Raw genomic sequence first — 16,532 nt, 5'->3', positions numbered from 1 at the left:
TAAATAATTTTCCATAATCATAACTAAAGTATACTATGTAAAACTATTTTTCAACCTTTTTATCTAACGGAAATTAAATATTGTCGCGTCTGTTTCTACAGCTGTTTTTGCGCCATTATCTTGTATCTTTGCAGTACTTGTACCAGCAGAATCTCCACCAAAGAACCAAGTAAGACCTGCACCTATCATATTAGTTCCTGCTGCTGCATTGATTTGTTGACCACCACCAGCAATTGGGTTTGGTGCCATCGTTTGAATATATCTGTAATCAACACTAGCTTGAACATCTCTAGATAATTCAAACTTAAGTCCTCCACCTACATCCCATGCCCCTGTAGCACGACCAGCAAGGTTCGCCCATCCTGCACCACCTACCGCATATGGAGTAAACATAGTATCATTTGACAGGTTAATTACACCTTCACCTAAACCACCAAACATACCATTATATGTAGCAAACTGATTATATTGAATAGCTAAGTATTTATTAAAATTATAACCTACTATACCATTCCAGCCTGAATTAGAGCCTTTAGAATTTATATTATTAGCAAAACCACTAACACCTATGCCTAAATACCACTGGCCTGTTCTATCTTGTGGACCCCAAGTGTTATTTTCATTAGTTATAGAACTCCAAGTGTTTGCAAAAGGTTTCATAATACTACTTGAAAGACTTGTATCTACTGAAGAACTATCATTAACTGTAGTATCTGAAGATACAGCTGCAAAAGACATACTAGTTGTACCAAGTAGCACTGACGTAGCTACAAAAATACCCTTTAATTTCATAAAAACTCCTTTTCACGTGCCAAACATGCGTTATTTTAATATATTTTAAACAAATACGTAAATAAAATATTATAATTAAAATAAATTTTCAATACTTTTTTAAAATAAAATAAAATTAAATATATGATTTAAAGAAGCATACAGCTTATCGAGCTAAATTTTTATATTTCCCCAAGAGTTGTTCTTTCGTTTCCATATAATTTGGATCAACAGTTATGCACCTTATAGGACAAACTTTTGTACATTGAGACTCAAGAAAATGTCCTACACATTCTGTACATTTTGCAGGATCAATTTCATAATATTCCTCTCCCTGAGATATAGCCTGATTAGGACACTCTGGCTCACAAATATCACAATTAATGCAGTCATCTGTTATCAGCAAAGCCATTTATCACACCTTTATATTTTTTTTCTATTTCTTGAAATACAAACTCTGGCACAAACTCCCCTAAACGTCTATAATCATGTATTGCTACAGCTCTTACCATTGTTGAAGAAATACAAGAAAATTTTTCACTAGGTGTTAAAAATATAGTTTGGATATTACTATTTAACTTACTATTAATACTTGCTAACTGATATTCGTAATCAAAATCTGAAACTGCTCTTAACCCCCTAACAATAGAGCATGCTTGATACTTAGCTGCTGCATCCACTAATAGTCCCTGGAAGCTTATAACTTTAACCTTTGGATTATCTTTAAACACTGTTTTGACAATTTTCTCACGATGATCTATATCAAATAAAGTTTTTTTGCCATAAGCTGTTGATACAGCTATTACTATTTCATCAAAAATGTTTAAAGCTCTATCAACTAAATCAACATGTCCATTTGTAATTGGATCGAAAGTCCCAGGGTAAATAGCTATTTTATTATTCATAACTTTAAAACAAACCTAACTCCAGTTTTGCCTCTTCTGTCATCATTTCAGAATTCCAAGGAGGATCAAAAACCATTACAACGTCAACCTTATCTACATTTGGTAACATTGCTACTCTTTTTTCAACATCTGTCATTAGCACAGGACCCATACCACATCCTGGTGCTGTAAGTGTCATATCTATTATTACATGGTAATTACCACTTTCCAGCTTCCTAGTTACGATATTATAGATCAAACCTAAGTCTACTATATTTACTGGAATTTCTGGATCATAAACAGTCTTCATCTGATCCCAAATGGCATCCATATTAATAGGATCTCCTGCTTTTATATTATAATCTTCAACAGGGTATCTCACTATTTGCTTACCAATTGCATCAGCATCTTTTCCATCTAAGTGAAGTAAGTTTCCATTAACATTTAAAGTAAAACTTCCACCTTTATCTTGAGTTACAAGTACCTCTTGTCCTGGCATTAGTTCAATCTCATTACCAAATGGAACTGCTATTGCTTTTACCTGTCTTCTTATTATTGTTACGTCTGTAGGTTTCATTATTATTCCTAAACTGTAAAGCTTTCACCACAACCACAACGAGCTGACTCGTTTGGATTAGTATACTCTAACTTATATAAGCCAAATTCATGTTTAACATAATCTATCTTTAATCCATTAAGAAAATCTTTAGATTTATCAGATACAAAAAACTTTAAACCATGTTGTACTACTTCTGTAGTCTCTAATGGCTTACTCTCAACAAAATCTATATCATAAGATAGCCCTGAGCATCCCATAACCTTAGTACCAATATAAACACCTATACTTTGCGGGTGTTTTTCTAGGTGTTTCTTAAAATGCTTCGCAGCTGATTCTGTAACTTCTAATATATTATTTGTAGGGTTAAAAATTTCTACCATAGTGCCAAACCTCTTAATATATCTGACTATTTTAATTGAGATATTACTTTTTTTAAAGCAGTTATAAATAAGTCTATCTCTTGGAATGTATTATACATACCAAATGACATTCTAACTGTTGAAGTAACCCCAAACCTGTACAACAATGGATGCGCGCAATGTTTACCTGTACGTACACAAATTCCTTTTATAGCAAGTAATTCTCCAATATCACCAGCATTACATCCTTCTACAGTAAAAGTAATCACCGCTGCTTTATGCTTTGCTTTTCCAACAATATGTAAGCCTTCTATATTTTCCAGCTCAAAAGTCGCATAATCTAAAAGTTTTTGTTCATAATTAGCGATATTTTCCATACCTATAGAGTTCACATACTCAATTGCTCGACCAAAGCCAATAACTCCAACAATATCAGGTGTGCCAGCCTCAAATTTGTATGGAGGCAATGCAAATGTAGTTTTCTCTATCGTTACATCTTCTACCATATCACCACCATAGTTATAAGGAGGCAGTTGATTTAATAAATCATATTTTCCATATAAAACACCAACCCCTGTAGGACCATAAAGTTTATGGCTAGAAAAAACAAAAAAATCGCAACCTAAGTCTTGAACATCTATTTTAGCATGGATTACAGCCTGGGCTCCGTCAACTAATACAAGAATATTAGGATTAATGTTCTTAACCTTATGAATAATCTCTTTTACAGGATTAATCGTACCTAATACATTCGAGCAAAGCGTGATAGCTAAAACCTTAGTTTTAGCAGTAATTAAAGATAACAAATTATCTACATCAAGCTCACCATTATCTGTAATTTTAGCAACTTTAAAGCTAAAGTTTTTGTTCTTGCATAACATCTGCCAGGGTACAAAATTTGCATGATGCTCCATTTCAGTTACTACTATCTCATCTCCTTCATGTAAAACAGCATTACCTAATGAATTAGCTACCAAATTAATAGCTTCTGTAGAACCTTTTGTCATTACTATTTCATTCTGAGATTTTGCGTTAATAAATTCTTTAACTATAGCGCGAACGTTCTCATATCTATCACTAGCTTCTTGACTTAAAAAGTATACTCCTCTATGCACATTTGCATAACTAAAAGCATAAGCATTAGCTACTGCATCAATTACTACTTGTGGTTTCTGTGCTGATGCTCCCGTATCAAAAAAAACTACCGGTTTATTATTTACACTTTGAGCTAGAAAAGGAAAATCTTTTCTGATGTTATCAATATCGATCATTTTTGTGTCAAATTTAAATTCGTAATAAAAACAAAAACAATTATACTAAATTAGTATAATTTTACTAGAACTTATTAGCTAACATACTGGAACATTAATAGCTAAACCACCTAAAGATGTTTCTTTATATTTGCTAGACATATCCAAACCTGTTTGATACATAACTTTTATGACATAATCTAAGCCAACAAAACGTTTCTCACCCGTATCAAGGTAAGCAAGTTTAGCAGCATTTATCGCCTGAACAGCCCCCATAGCATTACGCTCAATACATGGAATTTGCACTAATCCTCCTATAGGATCACAAGTAAGCCCTAGATTATGCTCCATAGCTATCTCAGCAGCTGATTCTATAGACTCTATATCGCCACCCAGTAAAGCACAATATCCAGCTGCAGCCATCGAACAAGCTACACCTATCTCACCTTGGCAACCTACTTCTGCTGCTGAAATAGATGCTCCTGACTTATATAAAATCCCTATCGCTGCACAAATAAGTAAATATTTATCGATATTTTCTTCAAGCTCAGTTTCTGTTAATTCTTTATGTGTTTCAATATAATATTTTAATACTGCTGGTACAACTCCTGCAGCTCCATTTGTAGGTGCTGTAACTATACGCTCACCACATGCATTTTGCTCATTTACAGCTATAGCATATGCGTTTAAATAATTAAAATCGGTATTAACAACATTTTTTTCTCTAAGTTTTTTGATCATGCTAGGAGCTCTTTTTCGCACCTTTAGTCCACCAGGTAACACCATCTCTGGACAGTTTAGCCCTCTCTCAATTGAATTGTTCATAGCTTGCCAGATTTCTTTTAATTTAATGCGTGACAGCTCTTCACCATAGGCCATTTTTTCATTTTCAAACATTATTTGATCAATGCTTTTTTGCTCCTTTTCACACAGCTGACGAAGCTCTACCATACTTGCAAACTTATATGGCTTATCGCAAGGTTTTTCTGTAGGTACTGCATCTTTTTTGATTTGTTTTTCATCTACTATAAAGCCTCCCCCTATAGAGAAATATTCTTTTTCACAAAGAAGTTTATCCCCAGCAAATAATGAAAAACGCATACCATTAGCATGCTCAGGTAAAAATTCATCATAATGGAAAATCAGATCTTTGTTATAATTAAAATCAATAGTGAATTGTTGATTTAGATCTAATTTTTCATTAGTCAAACAATTGCTATACAATTTTTTAGCTAGCTCGATATCTACTGATTCTGGTAAAAAACCCATAACACCTAAAACAACCGCATAATCAGTCTTATGACCTTTTCCTGTCAAAGCAAGAGAGCCATATAAATCTATCTGTATACGTGTTGTTGCTGGTAAATGTTCTTTATAAATGTTTATAAAATCACAACCTGCTCGCATAGGTCCTATGGTATGAGAAGAAGATGGCCCTACACCGATAGAAAAAAGCTCAAAAGTACTTTCCATAATATCCCTCCTGATCCAAGGATACAAAAACGTTACACTAATTGATTATAACCTATTTTAGACTTTTTTCCCTAACTTTCCAGTCTGGCATATAGCTTGCCACATAAGAGTAAAAATCTTTAGAATGATTTGGATGTGTTAGATGAGCTAACTCATGAAGTATAACATACTCAATAGCTTGAATGTCCCTAAGTATAAGATCAATATTAAGATTTATAATCTTTTTAGTGTGATTACAAGATCCCCACCTAGTTTTAACCTTTTTGATTACGACTCTTTGTATATCTTGATTAGTTATTTTTAGATACTTAGCTACTAAGTTATTTAAAATAATATCGGCCCTATCTTTGTAAAATTCTTCTAACAATTCTAATTTAAATTTTCTATTATCTATAACACTTGGATTCAAATAAAATACTAAAGAATTTTCTTTCTCAACAAGCAGATTTTGCTTTGATTCTACAAGTTCTACCTTATACCCTTTACCAAGAAAAAACGCCTGGCTTCCTTGATCTAAAGTATATAAACTGTAAAGGTATTTCTTATTAGCAGTAATCCTATTGCGATGTTTTTCTATCCAAGCTTTTCTTGTATCTAAAAGATCAAAAATCTCTTTCTTTGAGAAACTTTGAGGTGAAGTTACTACTACATTTCCTATTGCATCTAGAGCTAATTTAAGGCTTTTAATATTTTTATAGACTATCTTTACATTTTCCATCTAATCTTCGACATTTATATTTTGCCAACCTTTAGTAATCTCTGCAGGATGCGAACTCCAGTATTTTATTATTAAATCGCGAGCAGGGACACTACTATCTTTATAGTTTTTTACACCTTTAAATACAAACCCATCACCACCTGTTATTAAAAAATCTATTGTTGCAATTTTATAAACTCTATATAAATCTAACGGCTGGTCTCCAACAAGCACTTTGGATATATTGCCTGCTTTATCTAAATCTATATTAATTCCAGCAAAAACTCCCAGCTGCTCGCCTTCTTTTGGAGATAAGCTATGTTTAATAAGCTCTAAAAGGTCATCTCCTCTGATATTCAATGTCACAATTGTATTATCAAATGGTAGCATTTCATAAAGCATACTATAAGTGATGTCACCCGATGGTAATGATCTTCTAATACCATGCGAATTAAGTAAAGCGACATTACTAACTGTTGCTGTTTTGATTATATCAGCCAAAGTATAAGTTAATGGAATATTATAATGTCCATCTTGAGCTTGATTAGAGAGTGAAGATGGTGCTTTAGTGATAACTTTCTCTAACTCGCCTTTAATAGTAGCAGTATAACTGTCTAGTATCTTCTTTACCCCTTTATCGGCAGGTAAACTTTTAGTCACCTTCAATAAATTTATAACCTCTGGAGTAACCTTACACTCATTAGCAGTAGTATGACAATCATAATGAAGTACACTAATGTTTTTACCTTGACTTGCTCCTTGGACAACAGCCACATTATTTAAGTAGCCAGAAACAAGCATATGGCTGTGGCCCGATAAGACAGCAGAAATACCCTCAACATCTTTAGTAACCGAGTATATTTCTGACTGTTCATTTAAATCATGTCTCTTTGAAGAGTAAATATCTTCTCCCTTTTGCTGACTTGGTATATGAGTAAGTAAGACAATCGTATCTGGTTTTGGTAAGTTATTCTTCTTATAATCCTTAATAAAAGATACCCACTGATTTGCACTAATAACAGGATTTGTAAATTCAAGATTAGAAATATTTTTTTTAGCTGTAGTTTCAGGTGTTTCAAGAGTTGACAAACCAATAAAATACACAGTTTTACCGTTAGTGAACGTATGGTAGCCAAAAGGCTTAATATAGTCTAGCGATACATCACCATTGTATAAATCTCTAAAATAACTTAAAATCGAAGAGCTTTTATAATCAATATTTGCAGATAAATATCTTACACCACTATCATTATACCAGTTCCTAAACCAACGCTGTCCATAATCAAAATCGTGATTACCAACAGCGGAGTATTTAAGCCCTATATAATCAAAAAAAGCGTTTACAACAGCGCCATGAGATATATTAGAAATTGCTGTTCCTTGATAGTTATCGCCAGCTGACACAACTACTAAATTAGGATGGTCTTTTTTGTAACTTTCAATGAAACTAGCTATTTTAGCAGCTCCTACCATATTTTTATTTGGCTCAACTTGGCCATGAAAGTCGTTTAATGATAAAACTGTCATATCATCATATGCGTAAGCACATAAAACAAATAGCAATAAAAATATACTTAATAAAAATCTTTTCATAGATCCACCCTAGTTAAATTGAAATGTTTTGTAAGATCCTAATACTTTCAAAAAAGTGCTTTTTTTTAACACTTCTAACAATGCCAACTGAATATGATTATCATCTTCTGAACCTTCAAAATCGATAAAAAACAAATAATTCCAAGCTCTATCTCTAGATGGACGAGACTCAATTTTTGTAAGGTTAATGTTATGCTTGCCAAAAATGTTAAGAATATTTACTAACGCATTCGTTTTATCTTCAACGGAGAAAATAATTGAAGTTTTAAGTTTAGTGTTAACTTGCGCACCTAACTCAAGGTTATCATAACCCATTAATAAAAAACGTGTATAGTTGAAATGCTCATCTTCAAATTCACTTTGGAAAATCTCAAGACCATAAGTTTCTGCAGCAAGTTTACTTGCTATTGCTAGATAATTACCTTTCTGTTTTTCAAAAATATATTTAGCTGCCCCTGCGGTATCAGCAAATGCTTGGGGAGTAAGCTTAAGTTTCTTAAGACTCTTTGAGCATTGAGCTAAAGCCTGTGGATGTGATATTACAGCGTCAATTTCAGAAAATTTCACGTCTTTCAAACCCATTAAACAATGCTGTATTTTAAAAACTATTTCAGCTTTAACCTTCAAATTACTTTTTATAAGCTCATCATACGCAGGAATTACAGCACCTGCCAAAGAATTTTCTACTGGCAAGATAACAAAATTTGACCTACTACTCACAGTCTCTTCTATAGCATCAAAAAAAGATAAGCAAGGAATAGCTTGAAATTCCTCTATTCCTTGTAACTTTAGAAAGCTTGATATGGCTTGTTCAGAATAAGCTCCATGTTCACCCTGAAAAGATACTTTAAGCATTTAGTTATAAAAAAAATTCTTTTAGCTGAATAATACCGCTTTTTAGAGAAAAAAAAAATGATTTTTTATAAGCTAGACCTCTAATGTTTTTAAAAATTTCCAGCAACCATAATAAATAAATTGCAAATATTAAATTTATTATTTATTTTAATTTTTATTTATTTTGTGATATAAATAATTTTAAAACCAAAAAATGTATTGGCGGTGTTTAATGCGTTTTCACCCACATGAGAATAATAATGATATAACTATAGAGCATTATGAAAATAAAATATTAACAAATTTACCAGATAAAGACGCTGCTGTATTATGTGAGCTAGTGTATGAAAGTAAAGTTTTTGAAAATATTGTATCAGATAGAAAATTATATAACTCTTCATTCGCTAGTATTATTTATAGATTTGACAAAAAATCACTTGTAGAAGGTTATGAAAACCTGCTGTCATCAGACGCACAATATGCTTTAAAAAACTACCCTCATCATTACTATCCAGTATTAGCAAAATATAAGTTGGTGGTTACAAGTAACCAATTAGGTAACGATGTTGGTTACTATGGTATCGCAGTAGCAGTTGCTGGAGATAAACAAAATAAAGGTATATATGTAATAAACAGAGGTACAAGATTAAATAGTTTTGATGGTATCTATAACGACTTCCTTAAAACAGATATTAGAGATATGGCTATTTTAGGTAAAACCTTACCTGTTGCAATAGTTTCAAATCATACAAAATCAGCTATAGAATTTGTTAAGTACCTTCTTAAAAGTTATAATCTTAAGCATATAGGCTTTGCAGGACATAGCTTGGGGGGCTCAATAGCACAAATGCAAGCAGTATACTTTGTAGATAAAAGATTTAGAGGAATTAGACTATCACCATCAAAAGGATTTGAACCTTTTGGTATTAAGAATGAAGCAGACCCATTTATGAAATATAATAATGAGGACGGAGCACTTTACTATTTGACTTTAAATCCAATTAAAGCTTTTAAGTCATGGCAGTGTAAGCTAGCAGCTAAAAATTGTAATAGTTGGCAAGGTATAGCAGATAAATTAATAATTAATTATGCAAGCTTTAAGTCAGATATTGATTTTACATCTTTTGCTAGAAACGGAGATATTGTTGCTAACCTTGCAGAAAATATTGGTAAAAAAGTGTTGATAGATAGTGCTGGTAGTTATAAGGATTTTAAGAATCTTCATGAGATAGCTAACTATCGTTATCAAGAATATCGACCAGATGGTAGTTTAATAAAAACACAAGTAAATAAACTTAATTCAGATATTTTAAAATTAAGCGATAATTTAGAGCAAAAGACTAAGTATAGAATATGTTTTAATACAGATACTTTTAGTAACCGAGTAGAGGTTTAGTATGATAAGACTGCTTAAAATAATAATACTATTATATTTATCTATTTTTTTATCTGGTTGTTCATCAGTTGCATTAATGTCAGCACCAATTATTGGATATTCACAAAGAAGTATAAGTCCAAAAGCAACTAAAGAACAACAGCAGCAAGTTAAACAACAAGTTATGCAACTTCTTGAGAAAGAATATAAGCAACCATTTAAATTAGAAAGTTTTGAATATAAATACCAAACTTATAACCGCCCTGGGTCTTTTGATTTTGCTGAATATGGTACTTACTACTTTAAAATACAAGCTCTAGATAATCCAATTATAGTTATGGATTTTAGAATCGATGATATTAATAAATCATCAACCAATGAATTGTTAGAGAATTTTAAAAATAAAAAATTAAAAGATTTATATTGCGGTAGCTTAGAAAGCTATTATCTAAATTTAGAAACCGAAATATCTCAACCTTACGCTAACGAAGCAGAAAAATACTGTGACAGTAAGGATCAAGCATACTACAAAGTACAAAAAGAAAGATATTTACAATATTCGAATTTAAAATAACGCTGTGGCTTTTTTTTAGACTATAATTTCTAAAAAAGATAGGGTGTAGTTAGATTCCACAAAAATCAATACAAAGACTGCTGCAAACTACATACATACTCTAGTATTCAACAATTTCCTAACCGTAAATGTGCTTTTAAAAAAATACAAGTGTAGAACTTGAAAAGTTTTTATCATATCCAAAGATAGAAAACGATTAATCTAAATATTCTCTCTGGTGATGCAAAGCTTGTTTGATACCATTTTTCATTTCCGCAGATGATAAACAATAGTATTTAGCTAATAATGCGGTAATAAAACTTACTAATAACAATATTAAAGCTGCTGAGTAAAAGTCTAAGGCTCCTGTACCACCAAACTCACTAAAATACGAAACCACTGTTACTGCTATAATATAAAACCAAAACCAAATAGATTCTTTAAAATTCCAAAAAATTCTAGCTGACTTGTCTGCCCCAAAATTTCTATACAACGCTAATAAAAAAATAGCTATAAAAATCGCAAACCCAGATTTTGAAACAATTGACCAGCCACTCCATAAAAACACCAATGTAGATGCAAGAACTCCTAAAACTGAGATTAAGAAAGCTGCTTTTAGTCTAAATGGTCTTTCCATGTCTGGCAAGCGATATCTCATTGCGAGAGTTGAGGTAGCACCTGTTAGATAAGTCAATGATATTAATGATGTAAGGAAAGCTGCCATCGTTTTCCAGCCCGGAAAAGGTGCAAACATAATCATAGCAACCAAGAAATTTAAACCTATAGCATAAACAGGTTTATTTACAGTTGGATTAATTTTGTTAAGTATTTTTGGCATATAACCATTTGCTACCATAGCATTTAATGAATTCAGAGCGACACAGAAATATAAAAGCCCTGCAATAAGTGGAAATAATATTGCTCCAAAATATAATAAATACATAACCCAAACTTGACCAAACTGCCTTGCTAGCAAGGCAAAAGCTCCAAAGCTTGAACTATAACCTTTTGAAATAGTGTCCAAGTCCCACACGTTATTATGAACATACTTAGATATAACCAGTAAATATGCTACTTGCAAAAGTAAAAATACAACCAAACATATAAATATCGTACTTAAAGTAGCAACAGGAATAGCTTTCTTAGGGTTGTTAGTATTTCCTGCCAATTCAACTATAGCCTTAAACCCAATAAAAGCATAACCAATACCTCCTAGCGAAATTGCTGATAAAATCCCATTTATACCAAATGGCATAAACTCTAAATTAGACTCTATCGTTCTACCTTTAAGTTCTGGTAATGAGAAACAAAAAACTATAAAAGCCAATGCTATCGTTGTCGGAACCAAAATTTTAAACAAAGTAATTACATTATTTATTTTTACCAACCAACGTAAAGAATAAAAATTAAATGCGCAAAAAACTAGTAATAAAACGACAGCTATTGGAATGCCTTGCATTGTTAAAGCGCCACTGTTCTGTGGGTCTATTAAACCAGGATAAAAAACTGCAATGTATTGCAATACTGCTTGGACTTCAATCGGAGCTAATACTAAATATGAAATCCAGGTGATCCAAGCAAAAATATAGCTTATTAAAGTTCCATGTGTAATGTGAGGAATTCTTGAAGTTGAGCCTTGCACCGGTACGATAGTACAACTTTCAGCAAAAGTTAAGGCTATAAAAATCATTAGTAAAGCCCCTATAATCCAAGAAATTATTGAAGCCGGGCCTGCGTATTCTGAAGTATATTGGGCTGAAAACATCCAACCTGAACCCATAATAGTCCCTATACCTATTGCTATAAGGCTACCTATTGTTAATTTGTCTTTAATCATAAAAAATTCTTTGTTTTGCTTACAATTCCTAGTCGAGATTACTAGTTTATTGCTTTAAAATTAAAAAGTAAAGCCTAAATAATCACAGGTATTCATGTCTTATCACTCTTTGATTAAGAGTTGTAATTATATCGTATTCTATTGTATGTAGGAGCTTAGCTAATTCTTTAACACTATTTTCCTTCTGCGGTAGATCAGAAATCAACTCCACTTTCTCACCAACTTTTACATCATAATTATTTTGCCCTAACGACACTGCTAAAGCATCCATATTTATCCTACCAACTATAGGATATTTTCTCTGGCTTATATACACATGTCCTTTACTACCAAGCTGGCGAGAAAAACCATCACCATAACCTACAGGTAGTATAGCTATAAACTCATCGTTTATTCCCTTATAACTTATAGAGTAACCAACATACGAAGCTTCTGATAGCTTAATAACTTTTATAACTTGAGTTGAAAGTCTTGCTATAGGTTTAATAACCTTAAGAGCATTGTCAACTTCGAATTCTGGTAAAAAACCATAACTTAAAATGCCTGGTCTAACCATATCATAAAATATACCCTTCTGACCCACGCTGCCATAAGAGTTAGCAAAATGACATATAATTTTTGGATCTAGACTCTTTACATACTTAGCTATAACTTTAAATTTTTCACTTTGTAACTTATTAAAGAAATGATCTTTTATATCAGCACAAGCAAGATGACTGTATACTCCTTCTAGAAATATATATTCTGACTCAAATACCGTTAGTATAGTTTCTAAAGCTTGATCATAATCAACACCTAGCATATTCATACCTGTATTTACAAATAAATGCACTTTAAGTTGTGTAGAACCTTTTTTGGCATATCTTTCAAGTTTCTGAATATCATCTAGATCATGAATACTAAATCGAACGTTTTTATCTACAAGCTCTTGTATACTTTCTGGTTCAACAGCTCCAAAGATCAATATAGGTACATCAGCACTATTTTTATATACTTCCAAAGCTTCACTAGCACAAGCAGTAGCGTAAAAATCTACGATATCTTTAGTATTTTTTACAACTATCTCTAGTCCATGACCATAAGCGTTTGCTTTTACAGGTAAACAAAACTTAGTTCCTGTGTATTTTTTAATAGCTAAGATGTTATTTCTTAAACTGTTTATATTCACCTCAAGAATATTAACATTCATATTATCTCCTTAGGCAGCTAAATACTTGTTTTGTATATTTTCTATAAAACTTCCTAAATTTTTATCGTAAACAAAATTTTGTAATCTCTTGCCACAATTACCATCAGCTACTGTTATCAAAAAACTGAAAACTGTTAAATCAACCAAAGATATTTTATCATTAAAAAAACATTTCCTTGCTTCTAAAAAGTTAGCTATAGCATCAATATCTTGTTGGGCCTTTGAATATATTTCATTTTTTGTTAAGCTCATAAGTCCAATAGATTTAAGTTGCCGTAAAATATTTCTCTTTGCTACAGGATATATAATGTTTGCCATAACTTTAGGTAACCCAGAAGCCTCTATAAAATTTACTTTCCATTTATTGTTATCAGCATCTACCCAGCGACTATAAAGTCCAGCCCAATATAAACTGTCTTCACACAATCGAATAAAACTAAAAGCTATAGCTTTTTGCTGGCTATCTAAATGTTCATCTATAGAAAAATTATTCTCTTGTTGTAATCGAGAAATTATAAGATTACTATCTGCATATTTTTTACCTTGCGTCTCGATATATGGTATTTTACCTGTAGGGGACTTACTAAACTCTAAGCCAAAATGGTTTTGATAAGTCAAACCAGCAACTTTTAAGTATAGTTCCATCTTTATACAAAATGGGCTCATACTATAACTTTTATCTTGTAGCTTGGGTAATTGGTGTAAATGAATCATAATAAATTTCTACTCGTCAAATTTTATAACATTATTTATAGCCTGCTTGGGGTAGACTTGTTCTGAACCTATATTTTCTTTGACAATATCAGCCTTTTCATATTCAGAAATAACTATATCGTCTAACTTGCCATTTCTAAGTACTATATACGCCCTAAATCTCTCACTTGAAGTTAAGGTATTATAATCAAACGAATAGATCCTATATATCGCTATCTTATAATTTTCTAATTTAATATTTATTTTACGTAAGCATACTGTATCGTCTAATAAATCCAAATTATATTTATTTGCTGATCGTTCAGCTATGTTAATTGCTAGTTCTTTATTTTTCATAAAATTTCGCCATGTAAAAAAGCAAACACCCAAAAACATTAGCGTGTACAAAGCTACCGACATACCTTAATCCTTTTCAAAAACTTATAAATTACCATCCTATTATATGTTAAAATCTAATCGTTATAAAATACAACCACATAATTATTTTGAAAACTTTAAAGTATTTTTACGGCTCATTCTTTGTAACTGTTTTAGGTGTAGCTATCGGAGTATTTTTTTATCCAAATAACCCTTCTGAGATTATTTATGCGATTTCGATATTAGCAATCTTAGAAATTTCTTTAAGCTTTGATAACGCTGTTATTAATGCAAAAATACTGGGGCAAATGCCAGAAATTTGGCAAAAAGCTTTTATTTTTATTGGTTTACCCATAGCTGTATTTGGTATGAGGTTAGTTTTTCCAATATTATTAGTTAGTATATCCAGCAACGTTAGCTTTGTTCAGGTAATTAACCTAGCTTTGAACAATCCTACACAATACCAAACTATTCTAGAAAGCTCTATGCCATATATTTGTAGTTTTGGTGGTAGTTTTTTACTTATGGTTTTTTTTAATTTTTTCCTTAGTGAAAACCAAGGCCACCATTGGCTACCCATCTTAGAAAATAATATCTTAATAAGAAAAATCAGGCAATATGATGGTGGATATATACTACTTGCTGTAGTTATTGGCTTTCTAGTAATTTATTTCACGAATAATGGTATGCAGGGAGAAATAGCTATAGCCTACCTGCTTGGTATAATTGTGCATGAAAGTATAGGTTTAATAAACTCCTTTTTTGGAAGCCCAAACATTGATGCTACAACGGTTGCTCGTAATGGTCTAATGGGTTTTATTTATCTAGAAATTATCGATGCTTCATTTAGTTTTGATGGTGTAGTTGGGGCTTTTGCCATTTCTACCAATATTATAGTTATTATGATAGGTTTAGGTATAGGTGCTATGTTTGTTAGATCATTAACTATTTTATTTGTTGAAAGAAAAACCTTATCTAAATACATATATGTAGAGCATGGCGCTCATTACGCTATAGGATTTTTGGCTACTATGCTATTACTAAAAGTGTTTATGCATATACCAGAATGGTTTAGTGGATCTGTAGGGGTATTAATACTAGTAGTTTCATTTGTACATTCTATAGTAACCAATAAATCTCTACAAGAGTAAAAGATCTCTAAGCTCATGTACACTATTGGCAATATGTTTTGCTTTACTGGTAACATTTTCCCTAGCCACATGTTCAGTGTATGCGACAAATTTATCTGCAAACCCAGATTCATAAAGTTGGTAATCTGTGTAACCATCCCCTACTGCTATCACTTCACCAGTAAATAAACTTCTAGCTTTTTCAAAAGCACTAAGTTTGGAGTCACAAGCTCCATTAGTGTTATCTAAAGAGTAGAAGCTTCCATTTTCACCCCAAACCACATCAACAGCAAAAATATTATTCTTATCAATACCTAAATATTCAGCAAATGGAGTAATACTATCGGTTAATCCACCACTGAATATCCAAATATTAAAACCTGCTTGTTTTAATTCTATAATTAACTCTAATATTCCTACTGTAAGTAAATTAGGGCAATGTGTAATCACAAAATCCTCTATTCTTGCCTTAGTTGGACTAGCTATAGCAAGCCTTTTTTCTAGCGACTCCCTAAAATTTATTTCTCCTTGCATACCAAGGTTGGTTATATTCTCAATCTCTTTTAGTTTATTAGGAAATTCTTTTAATATAGGCTCCAAAATAAGCTCTAATGATTCTTTTTTTATTAATGTTGAGTCAAAATCAAAAATCACATTCTTTTTTCTAATTTGCATTAGTATTCCCTACTATTTTTATAAAATACGGTTAAACTTGGTTATAGAGCTAGACTATACTCTCAATATTTATTGTTAGTTTCGGAGTGTGCCTCAGGTACAAAATAATTTAAACATTTCTTTGATCTATTATTCAAGCCAATTTGCAATTTCCCAACCTACTTTTTGTCATCTTAATTATAATTAAGAAGTGTTAAATACGAGCGCATATACCTTCAAGGAGGTTGAACCAGTAGCTGAAGCTAGAACAGCTCGTGTTGATTACTTTGAGTATTATAACAT

General features: G+C 31.8%; 17 protein-coding genes and 1 pseudogene. 3 read left to right on the top strand and 15 right to left on the bottom strand.

Annotated features, from left to right (window positions below; all coding sequences use genetic code 11):
- Window positions 1-84 precede the first annotated feature (84 nt).
- The 10 genes and pseudogenes from FRA_RS02725 to pheA form a co-directional block, all read right to left on the bottom strand.
- Window positions 85-792: pseudogene (locus tag FRA_RS02725) on the bottom strand (porin family protein); the annotation flags it as partial.
- Between the two features lie 145 nt (window positions 793-937).
- Window positions 938-1,183 carry a YfhL family 4Fe-4S dicluster ferredoxin gene (locus tag FRA_RS02720; RefSeq protein ID WP_035718632.1) on the bottom strand — a complete coding sequence of 82 codons (246 nt, stop codon included), beginning with the start codon at window positions 1,181-1,183 and terminating at the stop codon, window positions 938-940.
- Window positions 1,161-1,676: a pantetheine-phosphate adenylyltransferase gene (gene coaD / locus FRA_RS02715; protein ID WP_051686739.1), complete on the bottom strand. Its 516-nt coding sequence runs from the start codon at window positions 1,674-1,676 to the stop codon at window positions 1,161-1,163. Before coaD ends, FRA_RS02720 begins: the two co-directional genes overlap by 23 nt.
- A gap of 4 nt (window positions 1,677-1,680) precedes the next feature.
- On the bottom strand, window positions 1,681-2,232 hold the full coding sequence (gene sufT, locus FRA_RS02710) for a putative Fe-S cluster assembly protein SufT (RefSeq protein ID WP_035718630.1): 552 nt from the start codon (window positions 2,230-2,232) through the stop codon (window positions 1,681-1,683).
- An 8-nt stretch (window positions 2,233-2,240) separates the two neighbouring features.
- On the bottom strand, window positions 2,241-2,594 hold the full coding sequence (locus FRA_RS02705) for a HesB/IscA family protein (RefSeq protein WP_035718628.1): 354 nt from the start codon (window positions 2,592-2,594) through the stop codon (window positions 2,241-2,243).
- A 26-nt stretch (window positions 2,595-2,620) separates the two neighbouring features.
- The gene (locus tag FRA_RS02700; protein WP_035718625.1) at window positions 2,621-3,844 is read right to left on the bottom strand and encodes an aminotransferase class V-fold PLP-dependent enzyme; all 1,224 of its coding nucleotides are present in this window, start codon (window positions 3,842-3,844) and stop codon (window positions 2,621-2,623) included.
- A 78-nt stretch (window positions 3,845-3,922) separates the two neighbouring features.
- Entirely contained in the window at window positions 3,923-5,296 is a 1,374-nt protein-coding gene (locus tag FRA_RS02695) for an L-serine ammonia-lyase (protein WP_035718622.1), read from the bottom strand.
- 52 nt (window positions 5,297-5,348) lie between these two features.
- Window positions 5,349-6,014, bottom strand: coding sequence for a M48 family metallopeptidase (locus FRA_RS02690; RefSeq protein ID WP_035718619.1), 666 nt, complete (start codon window positions 6,012-6,014; stop codon window positions 5,349-5,351).
- Window positions 6,015-7,586 (bottom strand): bifunctional metallophosphatase/5'-nucleotidase, encoded by a 1,572-nt coding sequence (locus FRA_RS02685; protein ID WP_035718617.1) that lies wholly within the window; start codon window positions 7,584-7,586, stop codon window positions 6,015-6,017.
- Between the two features lie 9 nt (window positions 7,587-7,595).
- Window positions 7,596-8,441 carry a prephenate dehydratase gene (gene pheA, locus FRA_RS02680; RefSeq protein WP_035718615.1) on the bottom strand — a complete coding sequence of 282 codons (846 nt, stop codon included), beginning with the start codon at window positions 8,439-8,441 and terminating at the stop codon, window positions 7,596-7,598.
- 211 nt (window positions 8,442-8,652) lie between these two features.
- Here pheA and FRA_RS02675 point away from each other — a divergent pair, with 211 nt between their 5' ends.
- Together FRA_RS02675 and FRA_RS02670 are read left to right on the top strand one after the other, a co-directional pair.
- The gene (locus tag FRA_RS02675; protein ID WP_464110836.1) at window positions 8,653-9,816 is read left to right on the top strand and encodes a lipase family protein; all 1,164 of its coding nucleotides are present in this window, start codon (window positions 8,653-8,655) and stop codon (window positions 9,814-9,816) included.
- Between the two features lies 1 nt (window position 9,817).
- Window positions 9,818-10,369: a hypothetical protein gene (locus FRA_RS02670; protein WP_035718607.1), complete on the top strand. Its 552-nt coding sequence runs from the start codon at window positions 9,818-9,820 to the stop codon at window positions 10,367-10,369.
- 196 nt (window positions 10,370-10,565) lie between these two features.
- On the opposite strand, the gene FRA_RS02665 is transcribed toward FRA_RS02670, so the two are convergent.
- The 4 genes from FRA_RS02665 to FRA_RS02650 all read right to left on the bottom strand — a co-directional run bounded on the left by FRA_RS02665 (window position 10,566) and on the right by FRA_RS02650 (window position 14,487).
- Entirely contained in the window at window positions 10,566-12,185 is a 1,620-nt protein-coding gene (locus FRA_RS02665; RefSeq protein ID WP_035718604.1) for an APC family permease, read from the bottom strand.
- 82 nt (window positions 12,186-12,267) lie between these two features.
- Entirely contained in the window at window positions 12,268-13,374 is a 1,107-nt protein-coding gene (gene alr, locus FRA_RS02660) for an alanine racemase (protein ID WP_035718602.1), read from the bottom strand.
- 9 nt (window positions 13,375-13,383) lie between these two features.
- On the bottom strand, window positions 13,384-14,088 hold the full coding sequence (locus tag FRA_RS02655; RefSeq protein ID WP_155960854.1) for a glutathione S-transferase family protein: 705 nt from the start codon (window positions 14,086-14,088) through the stop codon (window positions 13,384-13,386).
- Window positions 14,089-14,097: 9 nt separating this feature from the next.
- Window positions 14,098-14,487: a DUF3301 domain-containing protein gene (locus tag FRA_RS02650; RefSeq protein ID WP_035718597.1), complete on the bottom strand. Its 390-nt coding sequence runs from the start codon at window positions 14,485-14,487 to the stop codon at window positions 14,098-14,100.
- A gap of 86 nt (window positions 14,488-14,573) precedes the next feature.
- Here FRA_RS02650 and FRA_RS02645 point away from each other — a divergent pair, with 86 nt between their 5' ends.
- The gene (locus FRA_RS02645) at window positions 14,574-15,596 is read left to right on the top strand and encodes a DUF475 domain-containing protein (RefSeq protein WP_035718594.1); all 1,023 of its coding nucleotides are present in this window, start codon (window positions 14,574-14,576) and stop codon (window positions 15,594-15,596) included.
- On the opposite strand, the gene FRA_RS02640 is transcribed toward FRA_RS02645, so the two are convergent.
- Entirely contained in the window at window positions 15,585-16,250 is a 666-nt protein-coding gene (locus FRA_RS02640) for an HAD-IB family phosphatase (RefSeq protein ID WP_035718592.1), read from the bottom strand. The two genes, FRA_RS02645 and FRA_RS02640, sit on opposite strands and share 12 nt — an antisense overlap.
- Window positions 16,251-16,532 lie beyond the last annotated feature (282 nt).

The organism is Allofrancisella heilbronnii (assembly GCF_000710735.2).
Taxonomy (GTDB): Bacteria; Pseudomonadota; Gammaproteobacteria; order Francisellales; family Francisellaceae; genus Francisella; species Francisella frigidaquae.
Note: the sequence above shows the minus strand (reverse complement) of the source record. Positions and strands in the feature narration are given on the sequence as shown.